This is a genomic window from Pseudomonas sp. SJZ131 (assembly GCF_007828705.1).
GTDB classification, from domain to species: domain Bacteria; phylum Pseudomonadota; class Gammaproteobacteria; order Pseudomonadales; family Pseudomonadaceae; genus Aquipseudomonas; species Aquipseudomonas prosekii.
This window is the reverse complement of sequence record NZ_VIVC01000005.1, coordinates 200,121-227,031: the sequence shown is the minus strand read 5'-3', so window position 1 is coordinate 227,031 and position 26,911 is coordinate 200,121. Positions and strand designations below refer to the sequence as shown.

Here is a 26,911-nt window from a genome sequence, read left to right as displayed (position 1 = left end):
GATGGCGGTGGGTCAGTCGACTGAGATGTTGTCTGTGCAAACGCCTTCGCGAGCAAGCTTTGCTCCTACAGGGGGGGCGGTGGGTCAGTTGACGATGATGTTGTCTGTGCGAACCCCTGTGGGAGCCGAGCTTGCTCGCGATGGCGGTGGGTCAGTCGACGAAGATGTTGTCTGTGCGGACGCCTTCGCGAGCAAGCTTTGCTCCTACAGGGGGCGGCGGTGTGTCAGTTGACGATGATGTTGTCTGTGCGAACACCTGTGGGAGCCGAGCTTGCTCGCGATGGCGGTGGGTCGGTCGACGAAGATGTTGTCTGTGCGGACGCCTTCGCGAGCAAGCTCTGCTCCTACATTTGGGGGCGGTGGGTCAGTTGACGATGATGTTGCCGATGCTCACGCCTTCGCGAGCATGCTTTGCTCCCACGGTTTGTGCCCGGGATGGCCTACAGTTAACGGAGCGCTTCCACCCGGCGAAGGGCTCGGCTAAGGTGCGCGGCTTCTTCAATCTTTCTTCGCGCAAAGGCCCGGCATGACCGAACACAACAACGACAACCCGCTGCACGGCGTGACGCTGGAGCAAATCCTCAACGCCCTGGTTGCACACTACGAGTGGGCGGGGCTGGCCGAGCGCATTGACATTCGTTGCTTCAAGAGCGATCCGAGCATCAAGTCGAGCCTGACCTTCCTGCGCAAAACCCCATGGGCGCGGGAGAAGGTCGAGCGGTTGTACATCAAACTGATGCGCACCAAGCGTCCCCTCTGACATGCGTGCCTTATCGACGCCGGGTTCTGCCGCAAGGCGTCGCTGCATCGCCGTGGCGGCCGTGCTCGGTTGGGCCGGTTTGAGCATTCAGCTGTACCTGATTCTCGGCTCACGCTGGAGCATCGGCGCCAGCCTGCTTGGCGGGCTGATGGCATTTTTCAGTTTTTTCACCGTGGTCACCAACACGCTGGTTGCAGTGGTGCTGAGCTATGCACTGACCACGCGCGAGTCGGCGGCGAGGCGCTGGTTTCTGCAACCGTCGGTGAGCAGCGGCGTGGCGGTCAGCATCGCCGTGGTCGGCATTGCCTACAGCGTATTGCTGCGGCATCTGTGGCATCCCGAAGGCTGGCAATTGATCGCCGACGAATTGCTCCACGACATCATGCCGCTGCTGTTCCTGATCTATTGGTGGTGCTGTGTGCCCAAAGGCACTTTGCGCCTGCACCACATCGCGCTGTGGGTGATTTATCCGCTGGTCTATTTTGCTTTCGCGCTGCTGCGCGGGCACGTGCTGAGCGCTTATCCGTATCCGTTCATTGACGTGCCGACGCTGGGTTATCCACAGGTGTTTATCAATGCCGGGGGGATTTTGGCGGGGTTTGTGCTGATGGCGCTGCTGGTGATCGGGCTCGATCGCTGGCGAAAACCGAGCCTGCCAACGCCACCGAACCTGTAGGAGCGAGGCTTGCCCGCGAAAGCGCTGTGTCAGTCAGTAAAGTTGTCGACTGACACACCGCCTTCGCGGGCAAGCCTCGCTCCTACGGGGCCTTCGCGGGCAAGCCTCGCTCCTACAGGGGCTCGGCGTCGAGGCTGGTTTACAGGGGATGGGGATTGAGGCGGGTTACTCCTCGTCGCTGCCCTCGGCGCGCCAGTAACCGGCGGCTTTGACGAACTGCTCGTTCAGCCCATGCTCATCCAGCAGCACCCGGCGAATCTGTCGCGAGACCTTGGTTTCCGTCGCCACCCACGCGTACAAATCGCCGCTCGGCACTTGCAGTTGCTTCACCGCGTTCAGCAGATTATTCGTGCCGCCGTCGCGCAATACCCAAATCACATTGACCTGCGCAGCACTTTCCAGCGCCTGCTGTTCAGCGCCGTTCTCGACTTCAATAATCACCAGCGCCCGACGGTTCGCCGCCAGGCCTTCGAGGCGGCGGGCGATAGCGGGCAGGGCGGTTTCGTCGCCGATCAGCAGATAGCTGTCGAAAATGTCCGGCACGATCATCGAACCGCGCGGCCCGGCAATGTTCAGCGATTGCCCCGGTTGCGCCTGTTCCGCCCAGGTCGAGGCAGGGCCGTCGCCGTGCAGGACAAAATCGATGTCCAGCTCCAGCGCGTCGAGGTCATACCGACGCGGCGTGTAATCGCGCATCGGCGGCATCGGCTGATCAGTCTTGCCGGCGCCGAGTACCAGAGTTTCCATCGCGGCCGTTTGCGCCGCGTTCTGCGGGAACAGCAGTTTGACGTGGTCATCCGTGCCGAGGCTGACAAACCCCGCCAACTCCGGCCCGCCGACCGTGATGCGGCGCATACGCGGCGTCAGGTCCACCACCCGCAGCACCTCCAGCCGACGACGTTTGATTTCATGCATCACGCGGTGAATGGTCTGGGTATCAACGGCAGTCATTCGGGTTTCTCCTGTGCGGCTTGAACGGCGGGGCCGTCGACGATGGCTTTGGCGGTGTCGTTGAGCAGGGTCGCGACACGCACGATTTCTTCGGCGCTCCAGCGCCCGTGATGCAGTTGCAAGGCGTGGCGCAGGTTGTGTACCGCCTCGTGAATTTCTGCCGGGCGATCATGCCCGCGCAATGAACGTTTGCTGACGTCGATGCGCATCCGCACACCTTCCAGGGCAATCGCCTGATCGCTCAACGACAGACGCCCGGCGTCGGTGATGCTGTAGCGTTTTTTCCCGCCCTCGGCGTCGCCGCTGATCATTTCGCTTTCTTCCAGAAACGTCAGCGTCGGATAGATCACGCCGGGGCTGGGGCTGTAGGCGCCGTCGAACATGCCTTCGATCTGGCGGATCAAGTCGTAGCCGTGGCACGGCTGTTCGGCGATCAGCGCCAGCAGCAGCAATTTCAAATCGCCGGGGGCGAAGACCCGTGGGCCACGGCCGCCGCGTTCGCGTCCGGGGCGCTTCTCGAAGCCGTCGCGGCCGTCACCGTGTTCGCGGTGGGGGGAATGGTGGGGGGAATGATGGTCTCTCATTTTTCCAGTTCTCTTGACGTGTTTAGATACAACTTAAGATATATCTTAGGTGTCAAGCAAGGCGATTCGACCAACGGCGCAGGACGACGCTCGTTCTCGCGTGGGAAATTGTTCCGAAGCGCCGTCCGATTGTTCGCAATCCGCAGAAGGAAGCAAGGAAGTAACCGAATGTATATATTTGCCCAGATTAAATTAGTGCTAGTTCTCTAAAGCACTGTTTTCGCCTAGCGTTTATTGAAGTTCATATGTTGAACTCGTACCTCATGTTTCTGTATGGAAAACATAAACAATCTGTCGGTAGTCTGCTTCTTACGGTCACTCGGCGTTATCAGTGTTTTTCGGTTATTTTTCTTCACGCTACATGCCCTGCGGACTACGTGTTCGCCAGACATGTCCTGCTTACTTAAAGTTTCAATTGGTTGATGATGCCTCCGCGTTCAATGTTCAAGTCCGCGACTTGTTCGAAGCGTTAATGATTTTTCTTATTGAATTAATCCGGAGTTAATCATGTTCAAGAAGTTTGCAATCGCCGCGCCGCTGGCTGTTCTGGTACTGGGTTCGACCGCAGCATGGGCCAAGGATGACGCCAGCACTACGATCAACATCAAGGCTGAAATCCCGACGAAGCAGTTCCATGCCCAGCCGCGGGATCCGAACTTCGGTCAGGATGAAACCATGACCTACAACACTGTCACCGGCAAACTCAGCAACCTGCGCCAGACCTACGACCTGAAAAACACTGACGGTTCCATCAACGCTTACATCGAGGGCGGCACCGCTGCGCTCTACAACGGTGCTTCGGCAATCCCGCTGACCATCTCCATCGGCGGTGTGGTGCTGGATGGTGTGTCCAAGGAAATTGCTGGTGATGTGCCTTCCAACCCAGGCATGCAGGCGGACATGCTGATCGTCGCCGCCGCCCCGACCGACAGCCAGAACGGCCTGTTCACTGGCAATCCGGTCGTGATGTTCGACGCCGTACCGCGCACCGTATTGCCTTGAAAATCGGCCCTTCGACGGGCTGACTGAAGCGCCCCGATCGGCCTGTCGCCCTGGCCGGCCGACCGGGTTTCACACTAATTACTGTCCGCATTCAGAGTATCTGGTTCATGTTCCCGATGACGCCCATCGCGACAGCGCTCGCCTTGTTGTTTTGTTCGGCAGCCGTTGCCGCGACAACTAACGGTAATACCATGCCGCGCTCTTTACTGGCCCAGGCCAAGGGTTTGCCGGCAGAGTTTGAAGAGCACTTCTTTGATGTTCCGCTGGCAGTTCGAGTTGAACGTGATCAACAGTTTCTGGGTGAGGCGATGGTAGTGTTGTCGCGTGACGATCGTGTGACCTTACTTGAACTCACGGACACCCGCGACAGCGAGGTAAAAGCCCCGGAACGTGAAGCACTTGCTGCTTGGCTCAAACAAGGCGTGCCGTTGGGTGCATGCAGTGCCAACTGCCCGGCAAACTTGTTGGCCGTGCATTACAACCTTGAAAATTCTCTGGTCTCGCTCGTCACTGAAAATGCCGAGCGTGACGACAAGCCTCAGGCTTATTACGAACAGCCCGATGGCGGCAGCACTGGCCTTATCGTGCGCAATCAACTGAACCTCAATGGTGGACAGGATCAGCCGCTCGGCGGGCGTTATGGCCTGGAGGCCAGCAGCAGCCTCGGCAACTGGACCCAGAGCGTCAACCTGCAATTGGCGCGCCTCGGCGGCCTGGATGACCAGCTCTATCACGCCGTGCATGAGCTCTATACGCAGCGCGAGTTGCAGGGCACTTTCCTGCGTCTGGGCTACTTCATGCCCAACTCCGAAGGCCTCAGCCGCCAGCCGCGTTCGTTTGGCTCGAGCCCGGATACCGCGTTCGGCGTGATGTATGGCAGCTCCGACAGCCTGGCCATCGATAACCCGAAACCCAGCGTCTACCCGATTTACGTCACCGCCAATCGCCTCGGTTCGGTGGAGATTTACCGCAACGGTTTGCTGATCAACACGCAACCGGTGCCCGCCGGTTTGCAGACGCTTGATACCCGGCCACTGCCCGGCGGCATCTACGAGGTTGAAGTGCGTCTGATCGAGGATGGTCAGATCACTTCGACCACGCAGGAGCTGGTGTACAAACCGAACAACTGGCGCAACCACGACGAGCGCTGGCGCTACAACGTGTTTGCCGGCCGCGAAAGCAAACTGCTGAGCAACTGGGAAGAGCAAGCCGACGGCGCCATGTCTGCCGGCGCCGCGCTCAACTATTTGCTGCACCCGCGCGTGGTGTTGGGATTGTCGGCGCGGCAGGTGCGCGAACAGTTGCAGTACGGCTCATCGGTCGATTGGACCGTGGCCAACAATGCCAGCGTCTTTGCCAACGTTTATCAAACCGAAGACCACGGCACCGGCGTCGATCTGCAAGCGCTCTACAGCTACGGCCTCGGCACCGTGGTCGCCAGCCACAATCGCAGTTGGCTCGACACCCGCAACACTTACGAAACTTTGCCCGACGGCACGCGCATTCGGCAGCGCAATGTGTTCACTGGCGAAACCAGCAATTCCTCGCTGTCGCTGACCCATCGCTTGAACAACCGCACTTCGCTCAATGGCCGCGTGTCGCACAGCGAGGGCAATGTCGAAGGCGTCGGCCTCGATCTCGGTTGGACGCAACGCGGCAATCTGTTCGGCAGCGACGCCAATTGGCGCTTCACCGTGTTCGACCGGCCGGCCAGCACCAGCAGTGGCGACAAACGCAATCGCGGCGTCGATTTGAGCGTGAGCCTGGCGCTCGGCGGACCGGGCGAGCAGATCTCCGGCAGCATCGGCTCGCGCACCTCGCGCGATGGCGGGCGCGACCACAATGCGTCGCTGACTTACCGCAAGGATTTGCAGGATTTCATTTTGCAAAGCGTCTCGGCCACGGCAATTGCCGATACCTACGGCGTCGGTATCTCGGGCACGACCAACTTCATGACCGACACAGTACTCGGCGATGCCTTCGCCCAGCGCTCGTCGTACAGCGGCGACATCACCGGCGGCCTCAACCTGGACAGCACGTTCGCCGTCGGCGGGCAAAAAATGGTCCTGACCAGCCAGCATCAGGGGCGCGGCGCCGGGATGATCATCGACGTCGAATCGGATGTCGACGACATCGCCCTGCGCGCCGACGACCTCAGCGGTGGCAGCACCGCGTTGCGTGCGGGGCGCAATTTTGTGCCGATCACCGCGTACCGCAGCGGCTCGGTGAGTTTCGATTTCGAGGGCAACCACGTGCCCGCCGCCAACATTCAACCGCCGCGCATGAGTTATCACCTGAACAAGGGCGGCGTCGCCTATCGCAAGGTTCAGGTGATGAAAACCGTGACCGTGCTCGGGCGCCTGATCGATCCGCAAGGGCATCCATTGAAAGGCCACCACATCATCAACCACGCCAGCCGTGGGGTGAGCGAGGTCGACGGGTTCTTCTCGATGGAAATGAATGCCGGTTCGCCGACCCTGCAAGTGCGTCGAGGTGAACAGTTGTTGTGTCAGTTCCGGCTCGACACCCGCAACGCGCGCATCGAGCAGGACGTGTTGATGATCGGCGATCTGCGCTGCACGCCGGACACCTTGGCGGACAACTCTTTCGAAGCCCAGACCGCTGGCTGACACCCGACAGGAGCACTGAGTCATGTCCATGAACAATCTGAGGCGACACGTTGCCTGGCGGGTGGCGGCAATCGCGGTGCTGTTGGGGTTTGTCGCGTTTCCTGCGGCGGCTGCGGTGCAGGAAATCACTGCGGTTTTCAGGCCCGACCCCAGCAACCCGCTGGTCAATAAATTTGAGAATACGACGCCCGAAAGTGGTTACTGCGCCTATCACATACCGGAGCGATGCAAGGCTCTGGGGATTTTCAGCATCCGCACCAACGACATCAATTTCCGCTCCAATGGGCCCATGACCCTCAATAACACTCCGCCGGGGCCGATTGATTCGCGTCGCGGGGTGATGTTCAAAGTTCCGTCTGAGTGGCGCAGCTTTGTGGTCGTTTCCGACCGGGGCGAGCGCGAGACGGTCGAAATGCGCTTTGCCGGCGTTGGCAACCGCATGGATGTCCAACGCCCGGCAAACATCCATTCCTGGGGGCCACGCACCTGGTTATGGGCGCCGGCACCCTGTCAATCCAGCGGCAGCATTACCGGCACTCCCCAATACGCGCTGTGGTTCTGGATCGTCCCTGCAGGTGCCGACAGTTGCAATCTGCAGCACACCGTCGATATCCCCTCTATTTCCTACGCCAACTTCGAATATGCCTACGAGCTGCGCACACCCAATCCGCTGGGCATGTCTACCGGGCGTTACACCGGTTCGATCAGCTACAGCATCGGGCCGCACCAGGACATTGATTTCGGTGACCGTATGACGCCCAACGACAACACCCTGATCTTCAATTTCAATCTCGACGTGCAACACACCCTCAAAGTCGAAGTGCCGCCCGGTGGCACTCAGGTCGAACTGGTGCCGCAAGGTGGCTGGCAAGCCTGGCTGCAACGCAATCGCCGTCCGGAGCGCTTGTTCCGCGACCAGACGTTCAATATCTCGGCCTCCAGCCGTTTCAAGATGCAGCTCGATTGCCAGTACAGCGACGGCAGCAATCAGTGCTTGTTGCTTGAACCGCAATCGGGCGGCGCGGTGCCGCTGGACATCCGCGTGACGCTGCCCAACGGCTTGACCGACGCCGCTGGCCAAGCGGTCAACCGGCGGCCGTTGCTGCGCGACGGCAGCGGCACCGAACTGTTCCAGCCAGGTTTTTACGTCGAACGCAAACCCGGCCAATTGCACTTTGAAATCGCCCGGGAAAAAGTCGCCGAAATGCTCACCGGCGTCGGCAAGACCTACGCCGGCAACGTCACGGTTATCTGGAATTCGGAAATCTGATCTGCGCTGCCGGCATTTGCGGACAGCCATCAACTGAGGGATCGAAAACAATGAAACGTCTGTGCGTCTTGTTGGGTGCAAGCTTGTTGCCGCTGCTGGCCGAGGCCGGGCCGGCGATCAATGTCGGGGTGGTTTACGACTACCTCGACGGCGACAAAAGCACTTACCTGAAACGGGTGTTCAATGGCGGCGACAGCACCGCGTTCATCCGCATCAACATTCACGAAATCGTCTACGACGCCGAGGGCAAACCCTCGGAACTGCCGATCAAGACCCAGGACGACAACAGCAGCCGCGACGGTCTGATGGCCAGCCCGGCGCGGCTGATTGTGCCGGTCAACGGCATGCAGGGCACGCGTCTGCTGTTCATGGGTGAGCGCGAGCGTGAGCGTTATTTTCGGGTGCGGTTTGTGCCGGTGGTGCCGGAAAAGGAGGATGAATTTGCGGTGTCCGTCGAAGAGCGCGCCGCTTACAAACAATCGTTGTCGGCCGGGGTTAACGTGCTGGCGGGTTACGGCACGATTTTCTTCGTGCGGCCCAAGGATGCGCGCTTCGACACGCAGATCGATGAGCGTGCCGGCCAATATGCGTTGCGCAACAACGGCAACACCGTGGTGGTGGTCGATGAATTCAAGGACTGCGCCGCCAGCGATGAAAACGACTGCCAGCCGGTCACCAAAAATCATGTGCTGCCGGGCAAGGCATTCCGTTTCGACAAACACGCCGGGCGCCAGTATCGCTTCAAACTGGTCGAAGGCGCGGCGCAGAAAAGCTACGAGGTGAAAGGATGAATCGTCAGGGCTTCAAGCGCAGCCTGGCGATCTCACTGGGCGCCGTGCTGCTGCTGACCAGCACGCTGGCCTTGGCGATTCGCGAGGAGCAGACCTTTCACGTGTCGGTGACGATCCCCACCAGCGAGTTTTACGTGCTGCCAGTCAATTCGATGTTTCTTGAGCGTGAGCAGGTGATGGCGTGGAACCCGGTGACTGCTGACCTGACGCCGCTGCGCGAACATTTCGACGTGAAAAACACCAGTGGCAGCATCGACGCGCGCCTGGCTGCCGAGCCGTTTTTGTTCAATGGTCGTGAGCGTATCGACCTCGCGGTGCAGTTCAATGGGCAGCGTTTGTCGTTGCTGGCGACGCCAGTGGTTGCCGAACAGCAGGCCCGCGTCGGGCAACGCGTGCGGCTGGAGATTGCCGCGCTGAAACCGGTCGACGGGTATGCGCCGGGCAATTATTACGGGACGGTGCAATTGATGTTTGATGCGGTGAATCCATGAAGCGTCTGTGCAGTGGGTTGGTGTTGGTTACGTGTTTGGCGGCGCAGGCTGATGTGGTGCAGATCACCGCCGAGTTCGAGCCCGATCCGGTGCGTCCGCATATCAATGAGTTCAGGAATACCACGCCTGATAGTGGCTATTGCGCCGATAACCCGTCTTCCTGTGATGGATCGGGAGGGTTCGACAAATTGTTCAGCATCGAGAGCTCGATTGATGTGCAGTCGATCAATCCGATTCCAGCGAATCACTCCAGTCCACGCCAAGGTGCGATGTTCAACATCTCGGCGGCGCAATGGCGCGATGTGCCGGTACAGGATGACCAAGGCCGTCCGGCGATGGTGCAGGTGCGCATTGCTGGGGTTGGCGGGCGTTATCGGCTGAGTCACAGGGTTCAGGAACTGATCGGGCGTGAGGATTTGCCGATATCCACCTCTCATCAGCGCCTATGGAGTTTAAGCGACTGGGGAATTGCACCCAGACCCTGCATGGAAGGACGCGCGGGAGCGGGCGTAACGGACACTGATTTTGATTTCTTCTGGTTCACCCCGGTGGCCGGCACTTGCGCAACCAGAGCCAATTTCGACATACCGGGTTTTTCCTACCCAAGATTGAATTTTGCCTATCAGATGCGCACGCCCGACCCATTGAAAATGGCGCCGGGAATTTATACCGGCAGCACCCTTTATCGATTGGGCTCCGGCACCGATTTCGACATGGGCGATAACATGCTGGCCAGCCCGGACACGCTGCAACTGGACTTCACCCTGACGGTCAATCACGTACTGGCGGTGGAAATTCCGCCAAGCGGCAATCAGGTGCAACTGGTCCCGCACGGCGGCTGGCAAGCGTGGCTGCAGCGTAATCGTCGGCCGGAACGCATCTTCCGCGACCAGACCTTCAATATCTGGACTTCGACACCATTCAAGATGCAATTGAGCTGTGCCACCAACCTCGGCAATACCTGCGCGTTGCAGGACGCGGCGGGCAACCAAGTGCCGGTCGACGTCGCCGTGACGCTGCCCCACGGGCTGGTGCGCAACGGCCAGTCGGTGGTCAACCAACCCTTGCGGCTCGACGGCCAGGGCACCGAACGGTTCGAACCCAACGTCTACGTGGCGCGCAAACCTGGCGTTATGCATTTCTCCGTGGCGCAGGAGGGCGTCAAGCAAATGCTCGATTCGGGCAGCGACAAATTTGCCGGCGACGTTACGGTGATCTGGGATTCCGAGATCTAGCCCTGGGTCTGGTTGCTCGCCGTCACCGTCGGCGCCAGGCATTCGGTGTTGCGCCCCGGTTGCAGGTATGGCGTCAAGATCGGCGCCATGCCTTTGAGCACTTGCACCGGCAACGCCGAGGTGAACTTGAAGGCCTCGGCGGTGCGCCCCGGCACGAACGCGGTCAGCGTGCCGAAGTGGTGATCGCCGATGTAGAACACGAACGTCGCCGTGCGGTTGATCGATTTCGAACTGAGAATCCGCCCGCCGGAGCCAATCGCTTCGATGCGGTTATCGCCGGTGCCGGTCTTGCCGCCCATCGCCAACGCGGTGCCGTCAGGGGTTTTGAAACTGCCGGACACGCGTTTCGCGGTGCCGGCATCCACCACTTGCGACAAGGCTTCGCGCATCGCCGTGGCAACCTCGGACGGCATCACCCGTTTGCCGACATTCGGGTCGTTGACCACTTTGGTTTCGTACGGCGTATCCGCGGCGAAATGCAGGCTGTCGATGCGCAAGGTCGGCATGCGCACGCCGTCGTTGAGAATCGTCCCGATCAGCTCGGCCAACGCTGCCGGGCGGTCGCCAGAGCTGCCAATCGCCGTGGCCAATGACGGCACGAGGTGGTCGAACGGGTAGCCGACTTGCTGCCAGCGCTGGTGAATATCGAGGAACGCTTCAATCTCGAGCATGGTGCGGATACGGCTGTCGCGCGCGCCTTTGTGTTTGCTCTTGAACAGCCAGCTATACACTTCCTGACGTTCGAACTGGCTGGCTTTGACGATCTCGCTGAACTTGGCTTCCGGGTGATTGAGCAGGTAGCCGATCAGCCACAGATCCAGCGGATGCACCTTGGCGATAAAACCCTGATCCGGCAGGTCATACGAGCCGGGTCCATAGCTCAGGTACAGGCGTTCGAGGCGTTCGTCGGTGAGTTTTTCGTTGAGCTTGGCGCCCTTCAAGTGCGAGCGCACGAAGCTGTTGAAAGCAGTTTGCTCGGCTTCCGGGTACAGGTAACGGTGCACCGCTGCCATGCGAATTGGCGTCGGGCGCATGCTGTCGAGGAAGGTTTCGAGGCGTGCGTCAGTGTCTTTGTTTTTGTACTTTTTCCAGAACTTGAGCAGAAACGACGTGCCTTCGCGGTCGGCGAATGACGCCAGGTATTCCTGCCGCCGAGGGTCGCGGTCGTCCTTGAGCAGCTCGGCGCTGTTGCTCGGTCCGGAATACGTGGTGTAGCGCACGATGTCGCGCATCAGCCGAATGAACGGCAGGTTGATCGACTCACGCAGGGCATCGCGCAGGGTCGGAATGCGCCCGTTGTCTTCGTTACGGAAGTTGTGAAAGGTGTGCAACCCGCCACCAGTGAAAAACGCCTCGCCGGGGCTCGCCGAGTATTTGCGATCAAGCGCCGCGCTTAGCAGTGTCGGCAGGCTGCGGTCGCTGTTCTGGATCAGGTAATCGACCACCCAGCGGCTCAGGCGATCCTGATCCGGCACTTCGGTTTTCTTCAGTTCGGCGACGGTTTTGTCGGCGTATTTTTCGTGCAGTTCGGAAATGATCTGCAAGTAGGTGGTCATGACTCGCATCTTGGCGGTGGAGCCGAGTTCCAGTTTGCTGCCTTCATTAATGTCGAACGGTTGGTCGGTGCTGTCGGTTTGCACGCGCACCCGCGAACCGTCCGGGGTCAGTTCGAACAGGGTGAAGCTGTAGCGCACCTGAGTGGTGCTGGTCGGCGTCAGCAAGCGTTCGCCGATCAGGCCGATCTGCCCGGCAAACGCCGGGTCGGCGAGGTGTTTCAGGTATTCGGTGGCCTGTTTTTGCAGGTCACTTTGCAAGGTGCTGGTGGCGGAGAGGTCGAGGCGATCCAAGTCGTACAGCGGCCGATTGAGCATCGAGGCCAAGCGGCTGCGGGCGGTGCTGATGCCTTTATTGGATTCGATCGGCTGGATCGTCGGTTGCGTCTGCCAATCGCGGTAGGTGACTTTGCTGGCGAGCGCGGCGGCGGCGAACGGCGCATCGATCACGCCGTTCTGGGCGAGCAGGCGGATGTGGCTGTCGGTGAGGCTGGCGAGTTCATCGTGGCCCTTGGTCAGGTAGTGCGAAGGGCGGCGCTGGGCAATCATCAGCGAGAGCATTTCGCGCAGGGCCAGGCCTTTGTCGGCCATGGTTTTCGCGTCGGTGGCGCTGCTCGCGAGGGTTTCATTGGCCTTGTTGAAGTCGGCGCCGTACCAGACGCGCAGACCTTCGGCCATGCCGTGTACTTCGCCGTGGCCGGGCACGGCGGACAACGGCACGCTGTTGAGGTAATCGCGCACCACATTCTGCCGCGCCTGCATGGTCTGCGGCCCGCCCTGATAGGCGCGCACGCTGGCAGAAATCATCTGACGGATCTTTTCCGCGCCGGACACGGTCAGGCCGTCGGGGGAGTGGCGGTACTTCTCAAGTTGCGTCGCCAGGGTGCTGCCGCCAGCCGATTGCCCCGGCAAGTGCATCAACTTGGCGACTTGCGACCACGCGGCCATGCCGAAGCGCGGCCAGTCGACGGCGGGGTTGGCCATCGGTTGTTTCGGGTCGAGCAGGAAGCGGTTTTCGATGAACAACAAGCTGTTGACCACTACCGGCGGGATCGCGTCGAAGCTGGCGTAGAGCTGTTGCGGGTAGTTGAACTGGTACAGCGGCGCCGCGCGGCAATCGGTGATGGTCAGGCCGGCCTGGATTTTTTCCGCGTAGGGCACGAAAAAGCCCCGGTCGCTATAGCTCATCAGCTCCGGGGAAAAACGTGTCTGCGCGGCAACGATGTAATTTCGCTTGAGCAGGCGCGGCAGGAAATCGTCCATGGCGCTGTAGCCCAAACGCAAATCAAACGGGCCGGCGCCCGGATAGCGGATGGCATCGCTGGGGCCGGGTTGCAGCTCATAACTCAGGGACGCGGCAAATTTGCTGACCTCGGTCGATTGAAATTTCGATGTACGCATCTCCTTGGCAGCCGCCAGCCCCAGCGCCACCGCGATAATCAGCAGCAACAACCAGAACGCCTTCCAGCCGTGCCGGTTACGACGGGATTTTTCAGGTAAAGGCGCTTCATCCACACGTTCAGTCGGGACCACGGTTTTACTCGAATCGGTTTGCCATAAAGCGCCCATAGTCGACTGATCCATTCACGCAGATTGATCGGACTTGTCTGAAGCTTAGTCGGTGGTTGGCGTTGGTGAAAAAATTGTGGGTGGGGAAATGCCGAAACAGGGGAAGCCTCTCCAAGCTGCCGATGGCGTTTATCTTGAGCCACAGGTAAACACCCTCACACAGGCAACCCCATTACTAAAGTGCCCCCCCAACCACAGGCAAACCACTGTCCACAGACGTTATAACCAGCTGGCGTCCCATAGCGGGTAGTCACCAATTCTATTCACCAGCCCTGCGCGCAACGGATTGGCCACGATGTAGCGAGCAAACGGCAACAATTCCTCCCCGTCCCGAATAGCCCGATCGTGATAGCCGGTTTGCCATAAAGGACCACGCCGGCCGGTCGCTTGGTTCACTGACTTAGTACATCGAGATTTGATCGCGCCGATCACATTGCCCAGGTTTGTGACCTCCAATTGCATCAACCAATGGAAATGATCAGGCATCACCACCCACGCAATCGAGTCCACCTGTCCCGAATCATGAGCTCTTCGCAATTCCCGAACGAGCAATCGCCCTAATCGCCAATCAGAGAATATCGGTTGGCGTAAATGAATGACTGCAGTGATGAGATAAGCGCGACCTGGTTCGGAATGTCGTCCCCGACGCAGACGATGAGAGTTTGGCTGGCTAGGCAATCCTTTGCCTCCTTGATGTGTATGAGTGATGGAGGTTAGTGGTTGGGCGCTGAATCCGGATCTGCGAATGGCGAAGGAAAATTCTGCGTTGTATGAAGGACGAATACCCGGTTAAAGAACTGCGAGGTGGCGTGGGTGTTTGAAGGGGGGAAGGGCTTGCCTGAGTAAATGGATTTTTGCGGTCAATGCATTCCCTGTGGCGAGGGGGTTTACCCCCGTTGGAGTGCGAAGCGCTCCCCTGCGTTTTCCCGGAAAAACATTTGCGACTGCTGCGCAGCCGAACGGGGGTAAACCCCCTCGCCACAGGTAAACCCCTTCAGCACGGGTAAACCTTCTCGCCACAGGTAAACCCATTCACTGCAGGTGAACACCCCTTGCAGCAGGCTTCGCGCCCAGCCGCCACGCGTCTTCACCCACAACCTGCGCACTAGACACTTCAACCACATCCCCAACCCACCCTCAAGCATGACGATGCACCATTGCTGTGCAATAATCGGCGGCGTTTTTGCGATGAATAATCTGACAAAACTCAGGTAATGCCCCTCCGCAAACCGGGCTTTTGGCGAGAGTTGTCGCTGAATGTTGTGGTTTATAGAGTGAAAAACCCTGTGTGAAGGTTTTTATACTGCACGCCCCGCTGATCTTGCAGGTTTTGTCCTACAAGACGCATTTGCTCAAAAGGCAGGCGCGGTTTCAGGTGAGCAACGGCTTATCGGTCGACGCTTCGATACTCGGTGGTCATATCCAATAACAAGACGAGGTTGTACCCCCATGCCAGCAGGCAATCATCTGCCCCAAGGCGAGACCGCTCAGGGCGGTCCGCTTAAACGCGAACTTGGCGAACGGCATATTCGCTTGATGGCGCTCGGCGCCTGTATCGGTGTCGGCCTGTTTCTCGGTTCGGCCAAGGCGATTGAAATGGCCGGCCCGGCCATCATGCTTTCCTACATCATCGGCGGTCTGGCGATCCTGGTGATCATGCGCGCCCTCGGCGAAATGGCCGTGCACAACCCGGTCGCCGGCTCGTTCAGCCGTTACGCGCAAGACTACCTCGGGCCATTGGCCGGCTTCCTCACCGGTTGGAATTACTGGTTCCTGTGGCTGGTGACCTGCGTCGCGGAAATCACCGCAGTCGCCGTTTACATGGGCGTCTGGTTCCCCGACGTGCCGCGCTGGATCTGGGCGCTGTCGGCGCTGGTCAGCATGGGCACGATCAACCTGATCGCAGTAAAAGCCTTCGGTGAATTCGAATTCTGGTTCGCCCTGATCAAGATCGTCACCATCATCGCCATGGTTATCGGCGGCATCGGCGTGATCGCTTTCGGTTTCGGCAACGATGGCGTTGCGCTCGGCGTTTCCAACCTGTGGGCGCACGGCGGCTTCATGCCGAACGGCGTGCAAGGCGTGTTGATGTCGCTGCAAATGGTCATGTTCGCCTACCTCGGCGTCGAGATGATCGGCCTGACTGCCGGCGAAGCGAAGAACCCGCAGAAAACCATTCCCAACGCGATCGGCTCGGTGTTCTGGCGGATCCTGCTGTTCTACGTCGGCGCGCTGTTCGTGATCCTGTCGATCTACCCGTGGAACGAAATTGGTACCCAAGGCAGCCCGTTCGTCATGACTTTCGAGCGTCTGGGGATCAAGACTGCCGCTGGCATCATCAACTTCGTGGTGATCACCGCAGCGTTGTCGTCGTGCAACGGCGGCATCTTCAGCACCGGGCGCATGCTTTATAGCCTGGCGCAGAACGGCCAGGCCCCGGCCGGTTTCGCCACCACGTCGAGCAACGGTGTGCCGCGTCGTGCGCTGCTGCTGTCGATCGCTGCGCTGCTGGTCGGCGTGCTGCTCAACTATCTGGTGCCGGAAAAAGTCTTCGTCTGGGTTACCGCGATTGCCACCTTCGGCGCGATCTGGACTTGGGTGATGATCCTCCTGGCCCAGCTGAAATTCCGCAAAGGCCTGAGCGCCAGCGAACGTGCCGGCCTGAAATACAAGATGTGGTTGTACCCGGTCAGCTCGTACCTGGCGTTGGCGTTCCTGGTGCTGGTGGTTGGTCTGATGGCCTACTTCCCGGACACTCGCGTGGCGCTGTATGTCGGCCCGGCGTTCCTGGTGCTGCTGACCGTGTTGTTCTACGTGTTCAAGCTGCAACCGACTAACGTCACCCAAGGTGCGGTGCGTTCCGCTTCGTAAATCCAGTGCCTGAAACACAAAAGCCCCGGTCGTGATGATCGGGGCTTTTGCGTTTTCAGCGGCACTGGCTACGAGCGAATACGCTGCGCGGACACCGCCGAATGAGTGGCAACCGGCGCGGTCAGCCGCTTGTTCAGATCCAGCCATGCGCCGAGCAACGCCATCAACGCAACACCCACCAGCGCGGTGAAGATCTGCATCGCAAACGCATCGTCGGTCATCGCATTGATCATGTCCGCCAGCGGCGCCAGCAATACGCCGAGGCAGAAAATCTCCAGCGAATAACGGCCCATCCGGCAACTCTGCTGCGCCAGCCAGTTTTGCGTCCAGCCGCTGCCCGGCAACAGCTTGGCGGTGACGTAGGCCAACGCGAGGAAATGCACCAGGCGCACCGGCGACAGATCGGTCTTGCTGATCGGATACAGCAAATTACTCAGCCACGCCGGGATCAGCGCGTCGTGGATTTGCGGCCAGCGCCACAACAGCGTAATCACCCCGGCCAACAGCACATACACCGCTGCCGCCATGAATAACGGCTGGCGCAACAGCGAGCGGGTGTCGGGCGCCCGTGGCCGTTGGCCGATAATCGCCGTCGCGCCGCCGAGCACAAACAGCAATTGCCAGGTCACCGGATTGAAATACCAGACGCCGTCCTTGATCGCCGCAAGGTTCCAGCCCAGCGGCGGCGCCAGCAAATATACCGCCGTCGACACCGCCACCACCGCCCACGGCGCGCGCACCAGCAACGGCAACACCAGCGGCAACCCCGCCAGCAGCACGATATACAGCGGCAGCGGGTCCATCAGGTTGGGTTTGAAGCGCAGCAGCAGTTCATCGGTCAACGCCTGCTGCGGGTTGGTGATGAAGTGGTGCAGGCCCATTTCCTCGACCAGATCGCGGGTTTCCACGTGGCTGTTGGCGAAGAACACAATGCCCATCAGCATCGCCAGCAAGAAGATATGCACCACGTACAGCACCCAGGTGCGCCGAAGGATTTTCAGGCAGGCAATCAGATAACCGTCGCGCTTGAGGATCTTGCCGTAAGCCATCACCGCCGCGACGCCGGCGAGGAACACGAAGATTTCCGCCGCATCGCTGAAACCGAGGTTGCGCAGGGTGATTTGCCCCAGCGGGTTGTGCGGCACGTGATCCCAGAAAATGAAGATCAGCGCCAGGCCACGGAAAAAGTCGATTCGATGATCGCGTTCAGACGTCATGGCTGAGTGCTCTTGAACGTGTATTGAAAGGAGAATCACGCAATACAAAAGGTTGCGTGCCGCACATCGGCGGCGCGCAGGGTCGCGTGATCGGGCGACAAATGCAAAGTCGGGATATTACGGGATATTGCCCGGCCTCACCGTTGGTCGAAAAATCGCAGAGCATCCGGCGGCGTTGGGTTCAATACCTTATGGGTTAAACGCAGTCACCCCAAGGGGCGCGGACATGAGGATGCGCGACTGGCTCGACAGAGAACTCGGCGCCCGCCGCGTCGGATTATTCTTTGTGCTGGCGACCTTTGCCTACATGCTGCCGCTGATCCTCGCCGACTACCCATACATCGACGACAACTGGCGGTCGCTCGCCGCCGGCACGGGTTGGGCCGGGGAGGGGCGGCTATTCACGCAGCTGTTTTACAACTGGCTGACCTTCAGCGGCGCCGCGCCGAACATCTTTCCGTTGCCGCTGTTGCTCGCGACGCTGGCGATGGCCTGGGCGCTGACCCGCCTGACGTTCCACTACTTTGCCGCGCCGACGTTGAGCCATTGCCTGGTGGTGCTGGGGTTTTGGTACAACCCGTTTTTCCTGCAAAACCTCTCCTATCAATACGACGGCCCGGCGATGACGCTGAGCCTGGTGGCGGTGATCGGCGCGGTGACCTTTCGCAGTGCATCGCGGGTCCAGACCTTGACCGTGCCCGCGTTGCTGATTGCTCTGGGGCTTGGCCTCTATCAGATCAGCATCAATGTATTTGTCGGTTTGTGTTGCCTGGAATTATTGCGCTGTGCACATGAACGTCAGCCCGATTGGCCGCAGATGATTGGCTGCAAACTCGCGCAATTGGCGCTGGCCTGGCTGATCTACGGCGCCACGGCGTACGCCTACATGAACCAGAACCGCAGCGATTTTCTCAATTGGGCGGCGGACCCGCTGCTGCAAGTCGGCAGCAACATTGGCCGCGTGCTGGAAAAAATCCTGCTGCTGTTTCACGGCGGATTCGCCTGGGTGTTCGCGGCGTTGTTGCTGACCGCGATTGCCGGCAGCGTTCTTATCGGGCGGCGGGTGATCGAGCGTCAGACAACGCCCATGCAGCGCGCCGGATTCGGTTTTTTATGCCTGCTGAGCGTGGCGCTGATTTTGCTGCTGGTCCCCGGCGCCGCGTTGGTGTTCCGTGACTTCAATGAAGGCGCGCGCACCCTGATGGGGTTTTCGGTACTGCTGTTGTTGCTGTTCTACCTCAGCCATTTGGCGTTGACTACCGTGCACCGGCGACTGCCACTACTGTTGCTGATTCCGCTGTTGGCGATGCTCTCGCTGTCCTACGCCTACGGCCGCGTGTTGGTGCTGCAGAAAACTTTCGCCACTGCCGCGCTGAATGCCCTGAGTTACGACATCGCCTCACGCCCGGCGCTGCGTGAGGCCAAACGCATTTATCTCTCGGTGACTTATTCCGATCACTGGCTGACGGCGGCGGCAGGGTCGTTCCGGCAATTGCCGGCGCTGCACTACTTGCTCAACACCGACTACTACATGCTTGCCGAAAACCTGCCCAAAGTCGGAATCACCAATGTTGTGGCCGAGCGCGAGCGTCGCAACGCGACACGGGCCGGTTATCAGGGTTTTGCGCCAGTGGTCGACAGTCTGTACTACCGCATTTACCTGCTCGGCGATTACGGTTTTATCGTCATGAAAGAACCGGCGCCGGTCGTGGAGTTGCGCTGGTGACCACACGTCTGCGGATCATCTGAACTGTAACTTCTGACAGTAGACGGCATTCACGCATGACCCTAGTTTGGGAGGCTCGCGCATCAGCGATCAGGGGCAGGTGAGCCGGTATGACTTTTTCCAAAGGGTTCGGCGCCTACGCGACGATCGGCGTGGTTAATACACTGATTCATGCGCAGATATTTTTTGTGCTTTATATGGCCGCGCAATTCACCCAAGCCTTGAGTAACTTCGTCGCTTTTTGCGTCGCAGGCTCTTTCTCCTTTTACATCAACGTGCTCTATACCTTTGATTCTCATACTTCCAGAAGCGGCTATGCAGGCTTGATGGGACTAATGGGCATCTTCAGTTATGGCATTGGATATGTCGCTGATAGTTACGACTGGCCCGGCCTGTGGACCGTGTGTTCATTTACCCTGATCAGCCTGTTGTTCGGGTGGGTGTTTTCAAGGTTTTCATCGCCTGGCGCGCGCGGTGAATACCATGAGTGAGAAGCAGGCTTCAGGGTTATCTGATCAGCGCTGGATGATTGCCCTGACGGCGTCGATCTTTTTCCTCGGCGTGGGGGTTCGCCTATACGGTGTGGGAGATATCGCAGTCTGGTCGGACGAAGCATTTTCACTGATTCTCAGTTCGAATTCGCCGTCGAGGATTATTTTTCATACGACCCAGGATGTGCACCCGCCGCTTTATTATCTGATCCTTCATTACTGGATGAATATGTTCGGCAACGGACTGTTTGCCACTCGCGCGCTGAGTGTGTTGACGGGCAGTGTGAGTATTTTGCTCGGCATGTGGTTGCTGCTCTTGATAAGTACTCGGCGCGCGGCCGTTTTGGGCGGTGTACTGTTAGCGTTTTTACCGATAGCTGTTCGTTACAGTCAAGAAGTGCGGATGTATGCATTGCTCGGGCTGTTGATGCTTGGCGCTACGATTGCTTTGGTGTATTGGCTCAAGCGTCCACGTTCAAATCGCGCGCTCGCAGTCTATGTGCTACTGGCTGCGGCTGGCCTTTACACCCATTATTTCGCGGCAGTGAGCTTGCTTTCGCATTGGGTTTATCTTTTGGTTCTGATGTATCGAAAAGATGTGCCGCATAAATATCTCACCGTGAAATCCTGGTGGTTGGCTAATCTGGCCATTGCGCTTGCTTTTGTTCCCTGGATTCCAAATCTATTGCATCAATTGGCTTTTTCGGGGTTTTATTGGATCAAGCAGCCCGATATTCACACTGTGGTATCAACGATGTGGATGTTTGTGGGTTATACAGATGGTCTTGCCTTTCCATCTTGGATTTTTTATAGCTTGCCTTGTTTGCTGTTCATATGTGCCTTGGTCGTGGTGATGCACGATTCGAGTCGGCATAAATATAACTCAATGATTGTGCTCTACGTCTGGTTTCCATTGTTTTTTATCATTGTCGTTTCATTCGTTCGCCCGCTCTTTGTTGTTCGGTACTTCATGTTTGCCGCGCTGGGCCTACCCATAATACTCGCGCTGGCATTAAACCTTTATTGGCAGCGCCATAAGCTCTGCTGTCAGGTCTTTCTGGTAGTGATAGTTTGTGTGGAATCTGTGGGTATCTACAACGTTGCTCGGGTAGGGCATGTTGTCTATAAAGAAGTGAACAGTATCGATGTGATGTCTGAATACCTCAATAAGCAAGCCAATGTCGACGATGCTGTGTTGGTGACCCATGGGTTCTTGTACTTCCCGTTCGTTTATTACAATACGTCTGGAATAACCCCCAAGTTTTATGCTCCACCAAACGCCGATGGAACACTGTCGCGTCCCGACGGTACGTTGATATGGACTCTGGTCCAGGACAATGCAGAGCAAATATTTATGGGTGATCTGGATAGCTTGCAATCACGATCCGGGCGGATCTGGTTGCTGGGAGAATACAAAGGAGGGACACAGGTAGCTGCATTTCCAAGGGCTTGGCGTTTGATGAACACTTTCATCGTGGGCGATACGCAGCTGCAGCTATTCGAAACTGAAGACAGGTTGTCTCCTGATAGCGCCAGCCTCCCATGAGGCCGGCGCCCTGAACAGGCTTACGCCGCCGCCACCTCATTGGGCTCAAAACTGTCCGCCCGCGCCATCTGCCACATCCGCGAATAGAACTCGCCGTTGACTTCGCCGGTGAGCAATTCACCCGGTTTCAGGAACACATGCAACTGCGAGAACAACTTGATCTCGGTTGCCGACATGCGTCGTACCAGGTGTTTGGCCGACAGTTGCGAAGGATGTTCCAGACCCGCAGCGGCGAGCATTTCCGCCAGTGCCTTGAGCGTATTGCGGTGGAAGTTGAACACGCGCTGAGCCTTGTCCGGGACCACCAAGGCGCGTTGGCGCAGGGTGTCCTGGGTGGCGACGCCGGTCGGGCATTTGTTGGTGTGGCAACTTTGCGACTGGATGCAACCGATGGCGAACATGAAACCGCGCGCCGAGTTGGCCCAGTCGGCGCCGATGGCGAGGACGCTGGCGATATCGAAAGCGCTGACGATTTTGCCGCTGGCGCCGAGTTTGATTTTGTCCCGCAGGTTCAAACCGACCAGGGTGTTGTGCACAAACAGCAAACCTTCGCGCATCGGCACGCCGATATGGTCGGTGAATTCCACCGGTGCGGCGCCAGTCCCGCCCTCCTTGCCGTCGACGACGATGAAGTCCGGGAGGATGCCGGTTTCCAGCATGGCTTTGGCGATGCCCATGAATTCCCACGGATGACCGAGGCAAAATTTGAAACCCACCGGTTTGCCGCCGGACAGTTCACGCAGTTGCTGGATGAAGTGCATCAATTCGATCGGCGTCGAAAACGCGCTGTGGCGGGACGGCGAGATGCAATCTTCGCCCATCAGGATCCCGCGTGTTTCGGCGATTTCCTTGGTGACCTTGTGCTTGGGCAGGATCCCGCCGTGGCCGGGTTTGGCGCCTTGGCTCATCTTGATTTCGATCATGCGCACTTGCGGCGTTTGCGCTTGTGCGGCGAAACGCTCGGGGTCAAAACGGCCTTCGGCGGTGCGGCAGCCGAAGTAGCCGCTGCCCAGTTCCCAAGTCAGGTCGCCACCGTTTTCGCGGTGATAAGCGCTGATGCTGCCTTCGCCGGTGTCGTGGGCGAAATTGCCGAGTTTGGCGCCCTGGTTCAACGCGCGAATTGCATTGGCGCTGAGCGAGCCGAAGCTCATCGCCGAGATGTTGAACACCGATGCCGAGTACGGCTGCGTACATTGCGGACCGCCGACGGTGACGCGAAAACTGCTCGGGTCGGTCAATGGCGCCGGGCGCATGGAGTGGCCGATGAACTCGAAACCGGCCTGATAGACATCGATCAAGGTGCCGAACGGTTTATCGGCGCTCTCGTTTTTCGCCCGCGAGTAGACCAGCGAGCGTTGGGCCCGCGAGAAGGGAAGGGCGTCGCTGTCGGATTCGAGCAGGTATTGGCGGATTTCCGGGCGAATGCCTTCGACCAGGTAACGGATGTTGCCGAGGATCGGGTAGTTGCGCCGCACCGCGTGCGGGCTCTGCAGCAGATCGAACAGGCCGATCAGGCTGAGCACGGCGGTGACGGCGGTGAATGGCCAAAGCCATTCGTGATGCAAAAATGGCAGGCTGGCGAGGGTGAAAATGACGCACGCGGCAAAGAACGCGTAACGGCTCAGGAGTGACAGGCTCATACGGTTTCCCTGGGTTCGGACTCGGTTGTGTTCACACGCATCTGTAGGAGCAAAGCTTGCTCGCGAAAGCGCTGTATCAGCCACCATCGACGCTGAATGTGCTGACCTCTTCGCGAGCAAGCTTTGCTCCTACAGGGACCGTGGTGTTTGCTGTAGGAGCAAAGCTTGCTCGCGATGGCGGTGTGTCGGCCAGCATCCATGTTGAATGTGATGGCCTATTCGCGAGCAAGCTTTGCTCCTACAGTGCTTCAGGCATTCTGTGCCTGCAAAAATATTGAAAACAGCTCCTGTTGGGATTTGATCCCAAGCTTGCTGTACATGTGTTTCTTATGGACTTTCACGGTTTCGACGGAGATTTCCAGCTTGCGGGCGATTTCTTTACTGGAGCAACCGCTGAGCATCAGGCGCCCGACGTCGAGCTCGCGGGCGGTCAGTTGCGCGCCTTTGAGTTGCTGCACCGAGGCTTCGAGTTGCACCCGCCAATCGGTTTGCGGCGGCGCCGGGGCGAGCGCCACGACTTCGTTGATTTCGTAAGGCAAGCGCTGGCGCAACAGGCCCAGCACCCACGGCTGGATCAGCGACAGCAAGGCAATCTGCTGCGCGCTGAAGCGTTGTTTGCTGCCCAGCGACAGGCACAGCGTGCGGTCGCCTTCGAGTTGGCAATTGAACTGGATTTCGTCGGCGACCACATTCAGACGAAAGTAGCGCTGGTAATACTCGGTCAGCTCGAAGTGCTCGGGCGCGACTTCCGAGAGTCGATAAAGCCCGGTGCGCGACTGTTCGCGGCAGGCAATGTAGAACGGGTCGAGCAGGTACAAACCGCGCAGGTAATCCTGAAACAACTGGTCGGGGCTGCCGTCCTCGCCGGGGCATTCGGCGAACACCTGCGGGTGTTGCTCGGCGCTGAATAGCAGCACCACCCAGCTGTCGAAATCCACGTATTGATCGAGCAAACGCAGCAGTTGCGTCCAGAAATTGGGCTTGTCGAGCGCGTCGATCAGTTGCCCGACCGAGCGGTGCCAAGCGATGTCATCCAGCGAAAGTGTCATGCGTCTACCCCTATCGGGTTACCCCGGCCGCGTGATTCCCTGGCCGGTTGCTTGCTGCGCATACTGGCGCACAGACACCGACCGGGCAATCTTTGTGCTGCCCGGCGCCATGACAAGGAATACCCATGAAGGTCGAACTCGCCCAATTGGCTGGCCGTGACAATGACACGGCTTACAACCTCGAACGCGCACTGGCGGCGATTGCTGGCTGCGCTGCCGACACGCAACTGATCATGTTCCCCGAAGGCCATTTGATGGGCTTCCCCTCCGCACACACCGTGGCGCAAGTCGCCGAAACGCTGGACGGCCCGACCGTCAGCGCGGTACTCGCCGCTGCCCGTGAGCGCGATATCGCCGTGGTGGTCGGCATGGCCGAAAGCGACCACGGCCGGTTCTACAACACCACGTTGCTGATTACCCCCGAAGGCATTGCCCTGCGTTATCGCAAAACCCATTTGTGGGCCTCGGATCGCGGCGTTTACGAGGCGGGCGACCGTTACGCCACGTGTATGTGGAACGGTGTACGTGTCGGTTTGCTGATTTGCTATGACATCGAATTCCCGGAGAGCGCGCGAGCCTTGGCGCAGTTGGGCGCCGAAGTGTTGCTGGTGACCAACGGCAACATGGACCCGTACGGCCCCACCCACCGCACCGCGATCATGGCCCGCGCCCAGGAAAACCAGGCCTTTGCGCTGATGGTCAATCGGGTGGAGGAGGGTGACGGCGGTTTGCTGTTTGCCGGCGGCAGTGCGCTGGTCGATCCGCTCGGTACGTTGCTGTTCGAGGGCGGGCGCGAGGAGGGGCAGTTTGCTGTTGAGCTGGATTTGCCGCAGTTGGCGGCGGCTCGCCGGGACTATCGCTATCTGGATGATCAGCGGCTGAAATTGCCGGGGGAGATTGTCGAGCATGCCGATGGGTTGCGGGAACTGATTATTCCGGGGCGCTAGATAGTACGCGGGGTGTCAGTTGGAACAGCCCCTCACCCTAACCCTCTCCCCAGGGGGGAGAGGGGACTGACCGAGGTGTCCAGGCTGTTTGCTGCGGCCTGGAATACCGAGCCGAACACAGAGTTGAAAAAAAGTCCCCAGTCGAAACCGGGATTGAAAAGGAACCAGCGAACCCGGGATTGAAAAGGAATACCCAATCGAACCCAGGATTGAAAAGAAGTACCCAGTCCAACCCAGGATCTGAAACCCATGGAGATCTGCCCCCTTTCCCCCTCTCCCCTCTGGGGAGAGGGTTGGGGTGAGGGGTGGCTTTTGACGTTGACGTAATTTTTGCCGAACTCGGCTCTGCCATAAATCTAATAGATTCGGAGTAGTCGCTCATGGCTCGTTTGCAACGCACCCTGTCATTGGGTTCGGTGGTGCTGTTCGGCATCGCCTACATGACGCCGATCATCGTGCTCGGCACGTTCGGCATTCTCGCGCAATCCACCGCCGGCATGGTTCCGGCCGCGTATCTTGCGGCGCTGGTCGCGATGTTCTTTACCGCCATGAGCTACGGCCGCATGGCCGCCGCGTTCCCGGTGGCCGGCTCGGCCTACAGCTACGTGCGCAAGGCGATCAGCCCGAAACTCGGTTTCATCGCCGGTTGGGCGGTGCTGCTCGATTACCTGTTCCTGCCGATGGCGATCTGGCTGATCGGCGCCGCGTACCTCAACTCCGCGTTCCCGGCAGTGCCGCAGTGGGTCTGGGTGCTGACGTTCATCGGCGTCACCAGTGCGATCAACATCGTCGGCCTGAAACTCGCCAACGGCATCAATGCCTTGCTGATGCTCGTGCAATTTCTGGTGCTGATCGCGTTCGTCGTGCTCTGCGTCCATTACATTGGCGGCGACGCGAGCACGCCGCTGTGGACACTAAAACCGTTCTTCAACGGCGACATGCACATGCCGCTGATCATGAGCGGCGCGGCCATCGCCTGTTATTCGTTCCTCGGTTTCGACGCGGTCAGCACCCTCACCGAAGAAACCCGCGACCCGCGCCGCACTATTCCGCGGGCGATCATGCTGATCACCTTGATCGGTGGCTTGATCTTCGTTGGTGTCTCGTACTTCGTGCAGATCGCGCACCCGTCGTTCCAGTTCGACAGCGTCGATTCGGCGGCTTACGAGATTGCGCGCAATATTGGCGGCGATTTGTTTGTCTCGATATTCCTCATCGGCCTGATCGTCGGCCAATTCGCCTCGGGGTTGTCGGCGCAGGCCAGCGGCTCGCGATTGCTGTTCGCCATGGGCCGCGACGGCGTGCTGCCGAAGTCGTTTTTCGGCACCCTGCATGAGCGTTTCGGCACGCCGGTCAACAGCATCCTGCTGTGCGCCGTGGTGGCGTTGCTGGCGCTGAAACTCGACGTGACCACCTCGACCTCGTTCATCAACTTCGGCGCGTTCCTCGCGTTCAGCCTGGTGAATTTGTCGGTGATCTTTCATTACTGGATCGGCGCACAGAAACGCGGTGCGCGCGAATTTGTGCTGTTCCTGGTATTCCCGTTCATTGGCCTGCTCGCCGATTTGTGGCTGATGGTCAGCCTCGACCACCTGGCGATTTACCTCGGCCTGAGCTGGCTGGCGATCGGCGTGGTTTACCTCGCCATACTCACCAGCGGCTTCCGCCGCCAACCCCCGGAAATGGACTTCCAGGAAGCCACCTGACCCCGCTGTTGTGGGAGCCGAGCTTGCTCGCGATAGCGGTGTGTCAGCCAGCGAATGAGTTGACTGACCGGACGCCATCGCGAGCAAGCTCAGCTCCCACAGGGATCGTGGGGTGGGGGACAACGGCCAACGCAGGACCCCGCTCTTGTAGGAGCAAAGCTTGCTCGCGATAGCGGTGTGTCAGGCAGCGAATAAGCTGGCTGAAC

Annotated in this window: 21 protein-coding genes; 14 read left to right on the top strand and 7 right to left on the bottom strand. The window is 59.1% G+C overall.

Annotation, left to right across the window (positions count from 1 at the left end):
* Positions 1–526 precede the first annotated feature (526 nt).
* Positions 527–760, top strand: a complete 234-nt coding sequence (locus tag FBY12_RS21955) for a VF530 family DNA-binding protein (RefSeq protein ID WP_121731321.1) — start codon at positions 527–529, stop codon at positions 758–760.
* Position 761: 1 nt separating this feature from the next.
* Complete coding sequence (locus FBY12_RS21950; RefSeq protein WP_145255879.1) at positions 762–1,436, top strand: Pr6Pr family membrane protein; 675 nt, start codon at positions 762–764, stop codon at positions 1,434–1,436.
* A 165-nt stretch (positions 1,437–1,601) separates the two neighbouring features.
* Here FBY12_RS21950 and FBY12_RS21945 read toward each other — a convergent pair whose 3' ends face one another.
* Complete coding sequence (locus FBY12_RS21945; protein ID WP_121731319.1) at positions 1,602–2,387, bottom strand: siderophore-interacting protein; 786 nt, start codon at positions 2,385–2,387, stop codon at positions 1,602–1,604.
* Positions 2,384–2,971, bottom strand: coding sequence for a PadR family transcriptional regulator (locus FBY12_RS21940; protein WP_121731318.1), 588 nt, complete (start codon positions 2,969–2,971; stop codon positions 2,384–2,386). Before FBY12_RS21940 ends, FBY12_RS21945 begins: the two co-directional genes overlap by 4 nt.
* Positions 2,972–3,478: 507 nt before the next feature.
* Here FBY12_RS21940 and FBY12_RS21935 point away from each other — a divergent pair.
* From FBY12_RS21935 to FBY12_RS21910, 6 genes are all read left to right on the top strand, one after another.
* Complete coding sequence (locus FBY12_RS21935; protein WP_121731317.1) at positions 3,479–3,973, top strand: CS1 type fimbrial major subunit; 495 nt, start codon at positions 3,479–3,481, stop codon at positions 3,971–3,973.
* A 107-nt stretch (positions 3,974–4,080) separates the two neighbouring features.
* Complete coding sequence (locus FBY12_RS21930) at positions 4,081–6,603, top strand: CS1-pili formation C-terminal domain-containing protein (RefSeq protein ID WP_121731316.1); 2,523 nt, start codon at positions 4,081–4,083, stop codon at positions 6,601–6,603.
* A 28-nt stretch (positions 6,604–6,631) separates the two neighbouring features.
* A complete protein-coding gene (locus FBY12_RS21925; protein ID WP_256663345.1) occupies positions 6,632–7,873 on the top strand; it encodes a hypothetical protein in 1,242 nt (413 codons plus the stop codon).
* A gap of 50 nt (positions 7,874–7,923) precedes the next feature.
* Positions 7,924–8,664 (top strand): molecular chaperone, encoded by a 741-nt coding sequence (locus FBY12_RS21920; RefSeq protein WP_121731314.1) that lies wholly within the window; start codon positions 7,924–7,926, stop codon positions 8,662–8,664.
* Positions 8,661–9,155 carry a CS1 type fimbrial major subunit gene (locus FBY12_RS21915; RefSeq protein WP_145255873.1) on the top strand — a complete coding sequence of 165 codons (495 nt, stop codon included), beginning with the start codon at positions 8,661–8,663 and terminating at the stop codon, positions 9,153–9,155. The genes FBY12_RS21920 and FBY12_RS21915 overlap by 4 nt, the downstream gene beginning before the upstream one ends.
* Positions 9,152–10,390, top strand: a complete 1,239-nt coding sequence (locus FBY12_RS21910) for a hypothetical protein (protein ID WP_145255870.1) — start codon at positions 9,152–9,154, stop codon at positions 10,388–10,390. Before FBY12_RS21915 ends, FBY12_RS21910 begins: the two co-directional genes overlap by 4 nt.
* On the opposite strand, the gene FBY12_RS21905 is transcribed toward FBY12_RS21910, so the two are convergent.
* Positions 10,387–13,512: a transglycosylase domain-containing protein gene (locus FBY12_RS21905; RefSeq protein WP_145255867.1), complete on the bottom strand. Its 3,126-nt coding sequence runs from the start codon at positions 13,510–13,512 to the stop codon at positions 10,387–10,389. The two genes, FBY12_RS21910 and FBY12_RS21905, sit on opposite strands and share 4 nt — an antisense overlap.
* A 219-nt stretch (positions 13,513–13,731) precedes the next feature.
* Entirely contained in the window at positions 13,732–14,190 is a 459-nt protein-coding gene (locus FBY12_RS21900) for a transposase (protein WP_145255864.1), read from the bottom strand.
* A 771-nt stretch (positions 14,191–14,961) separates the two neighbouring features.
* Between FBY12_RS21900 and FBY12_RS21895 the strand changes: the two genes are divergently transcribed.
* Positions 14,962–16,383: an amino acid permease gene (locus FBY12_RS21895; RefSeq protein ID WP_092278552.1), complete on the top strand. Its 1,422-nt coding sequence runs from the start codon at positions 14,962–14,964 to the stop codon at positions 16,381–16,383.
* 68 nt (positions 16,384–16,451) lie between these two features.
* On the opposite strand, the gene FBY12_RS21890 is transcribed toward FBY12_RS21895, so the two are convergent.
* Complete coding sequence (locus FBY12_RS21890; protein ID WP_145255862.1) at positions 16,452–17,600, bottom strand: OpgC family protein; 1,149 nt, start codon at positions 17,598–17,600, stop codon at positions 16,452–16,454.
* Between the two features lie 226 nt (positions 17,601–17,826).
* Between FBY12_RS21890 and FBY12_RS21885 the strand changes: the two genes are divergently transcribed.
* The 3 genes from FBY12_RS21885 (at position 17,827) to FBY12_RS21875 (ending at position 21,363) form a co-directional block, all read left to right on the top strand.
* Positions 17,827–19,326, top strand: coding sequence for a glucosyltransferase domain-containing protein (locus tag FBY12_RS21885; protein ID WP_145255859.1), 1,500 nt, complete (start codon positions 17,827–17,829; stop codon positions 19,324–19,326).
* Between the two features lie 110 nt (positions 19,327–19,436).
* Complete coding sequence (locus FBY12_RS21880) at positions 19,437–19,817, top strand: GtrA family protein (RefSeq protein WP_145255856.1); 381 nt, start codon at positions 19,437–19,439, stop codon at positions 19,815–19,817.
* On the top strand, positions 19,810–21,363 hold the full coding sequence (locus tag FBY12_RS21875) for a glycosyltransferase family 39 protein (protein ID WP_145255853.1): 1,554 nt from the start codon (positions 19,810–19,812) through the stop codon (positions 21,361–21,363). Before FBY12_RS21880 ends, FBY12_RS21875 begins: the two co-directional genes overlap by 8 nt.
* A gap of 20 nt (positions 21,364–21,383) precedes the next feature.
* On the opposite strand, the gene FBY12_RS21870 is transcribed toward FBY12_RS21875, so the two are convergent.
* Both FBY12_RS21870 and FBY12_RS21865 read right to left on the bottom strand, forming a co-directional pair.
* On the bottom strand, positions 21,384–23,003 hold the full coding sequence (locus tag FBY12_RS21870; protein WP_145255850.1) for an FMN-binding glutamate synthase family protein: 1,620 nt from the start codon (positions 23,001–23,003) through the stop codon (positions 21,384–21,386).
* A 248-nt stretch (positions 23,004–23,251) separates the two neighbouring features.
* The gene (locus FBY12_RS21865; RefSeq protein WP_092278562.1) at positions 23,252–24,052 is read right to left on the bottom strand and encodes a LuxR C-terminal-related transcriptional regulator; all 801 of its coding nucleotides are present in this window, start codon (positions 24,050–24,052) and stop codon (positions 23,252–23,254) included.
* A 125-nt stretch (positions 24,053–24,177) separates the two neighbouring features.
* On the opposite strand from FBY12_RS21865, the gene FBY12_RS21860 reads away from it, so the two are divergent.
* A complete protein-coding gene (locus FBY12_RS21860) occupies positions 24,178–24,999 on the top strand; it encodes a carbon-nitrogen hydrolase family protein (protein ID WP_145255847.1) in 822 nt (273 codons plus the stop codon).
* Between the two features lie 380 nt (positions 25,000–25,379).
* Complete coding sequence (locus tag FBY12_RS21855; protein WP_145255844.1) at positions 25,380–26,705, top strand: APC family permease; 1,326 nt, start codon at positions 25,380–25,382, stop codon at positions 26,703–26,705.
* Positions 26,706–26,911 lie beyond the last annotated feature (206 nt).

What these genes read in the sequence shown, in the direction of transcription:
- FBY12_RS21955 (WP_121731321.1), top strand. Translation starts at nt 527, where the DNA reads ATGACCGAACACAACAACGACAACCCGCTGCACGGCGTGACGCTGGAG.
- FBY12_RS21950 (WP_145255879.1), top strand. Translation starts at nt 762, where the DNA reads ATGCGTGCCTTATCGACGCCGGGTTCTGCCGCAAGGCGTCGCTGCATC.
- FBY12_RS21945 (WP_121731319.1), bottom strand. Translation starts at nt 2,387, where the DNA reads ATGACTGCCGTTGATACCCAGACCATTCACCGCGTGATGCATGAAATC.
- FBY12_RS21940 (WP_121731318.1), bottom strand. Translation starts at nt 2,971, where the DNA reads ATGAGAGACCATCATTCCCCCCACCATTCCCCCCACCGCGAACACGGT.
- FBY12_RS21935 (WP_121731317.1), top strand. Translation starts at nt 3,479, where the DNA reads ATGTTCAAGAAGTTTGCAATCGCCGCGCCGCTGGCTGTTCTGGTACTG.
- FBY12_RS21930 (WP_121731316.1), top strand. Translation starts at nt 4,081, where the DNA reads ATGTTCCCGATGACGCCCATCGCGACAGCGCTCGCCTTGTTGTTTTGT.
- FBY12_RS21925 (WP_256663345.1), top strand. Translation starts at nt 6,632, where the DNA reads ATGAACAATCTGAGGCGACACGTTGCCTGGCGGGTGGCGGCAATCGCG.
- FBY12_RS21920 (WP_121731314.1), top strand. Translation starts at nt 7,924, where the DNA reads ATGAAACGTCTGTGCGTCTTGTTGGGTGCAAGCTTGTTGCCGCTGCTG.
- FBY12_RS21915 (WP_145255873.1), top strand. Translation starts at nt 8,661, where the DNA reads ATGAATCGTCAGGGCTTCAAGCGCAGCCTGGCGATCTCACTGGGCGCC.
- FBY12_RS21910 (WP_145255870.1), top strand. Translation starts at nt 9,152, where the DNA reads ATGAAGCGTCTGTGCAGTGGGTTGGTGTTGGTTACGTGTTTGGCGGCG.
- FBY12_RS21905 (WP_145255867.1), bottom strand. Translation starts at nt 13,512, where the DNA reads ATGGGCGCTTTATGGCAAACCGATTCGAGTAAAACCGTGGTCCCGACT.
- FBY12_RS21895 (WP_092278552.1), top strand. Translation starts at nt 14,962, where the DNA reads ATGCCAGCAGGCAATCATCTGCCCCAAGGCGAGACCGCTCAGGGCGGT.
- FBY12_RS21890 (WP_145255862.1), bottom strand. Translation starts at nt 17,600, where the DNA reads ATGACGTCTGAACGCGATCATCGAATCGACTTTTTCCGTGGCCTGGCG.
- FBY12_RS21885 (WP_145255859.1), top strand. Translation starts at nt 17,827, where the DNA reads ATGAGGATGCGCGACTGGCTCGACAGAGAACTCGGCGCCCGCCGCGTC.
- FBY12_RS21880 (WP_145255856.1), top strand. Translation starts at nt 19,437, where the DNA reads ATGACTTTTTCCAAAGGGTTCGGCGCCTACGCGACGATCGGCGTGGTT.
- FBY12_RS21875 (WP_145255853.1), top strand. Translation starts at nt 19,810, where the DNA reads ATGAGTGAGAAGCAGGCTTCAGGGTTATCTGATCAGCGCTGGATGATT.
- FBY12_RS21870 (WP_145255850.1), bottom strand. Translation starts at nt 23,003, where the DNA reads ATGAGCCTGTCACTCCTGAGCCGTTACGCGTTCTTTGCCGCGTGCGTC.
- FBY12_RS21865 (WP_092278562.1), bottom strand. Translation starts at nt 24,052, where the DNA reads ATGACACTTTCGCTGGATGACATCGCTTGGCACCGCTCGGTCGGGCAA.
- FBY12_RS21860 (WP_145255847.1), top strand. Translation starts at nt 24,178, where the DNA reads ATGAAGGTCGAACTCGCCCAATTGGCTGGCCGTGACAATGACACGGCT.
- FBY12_RS21855 (WP_145255844.1), top strand. Translation starts at nt 25,380, where the DNA reads ATGGCTCGTTTGCAACGCACCCTGTCATTGGGTTCGGTGGTGCTGTTC.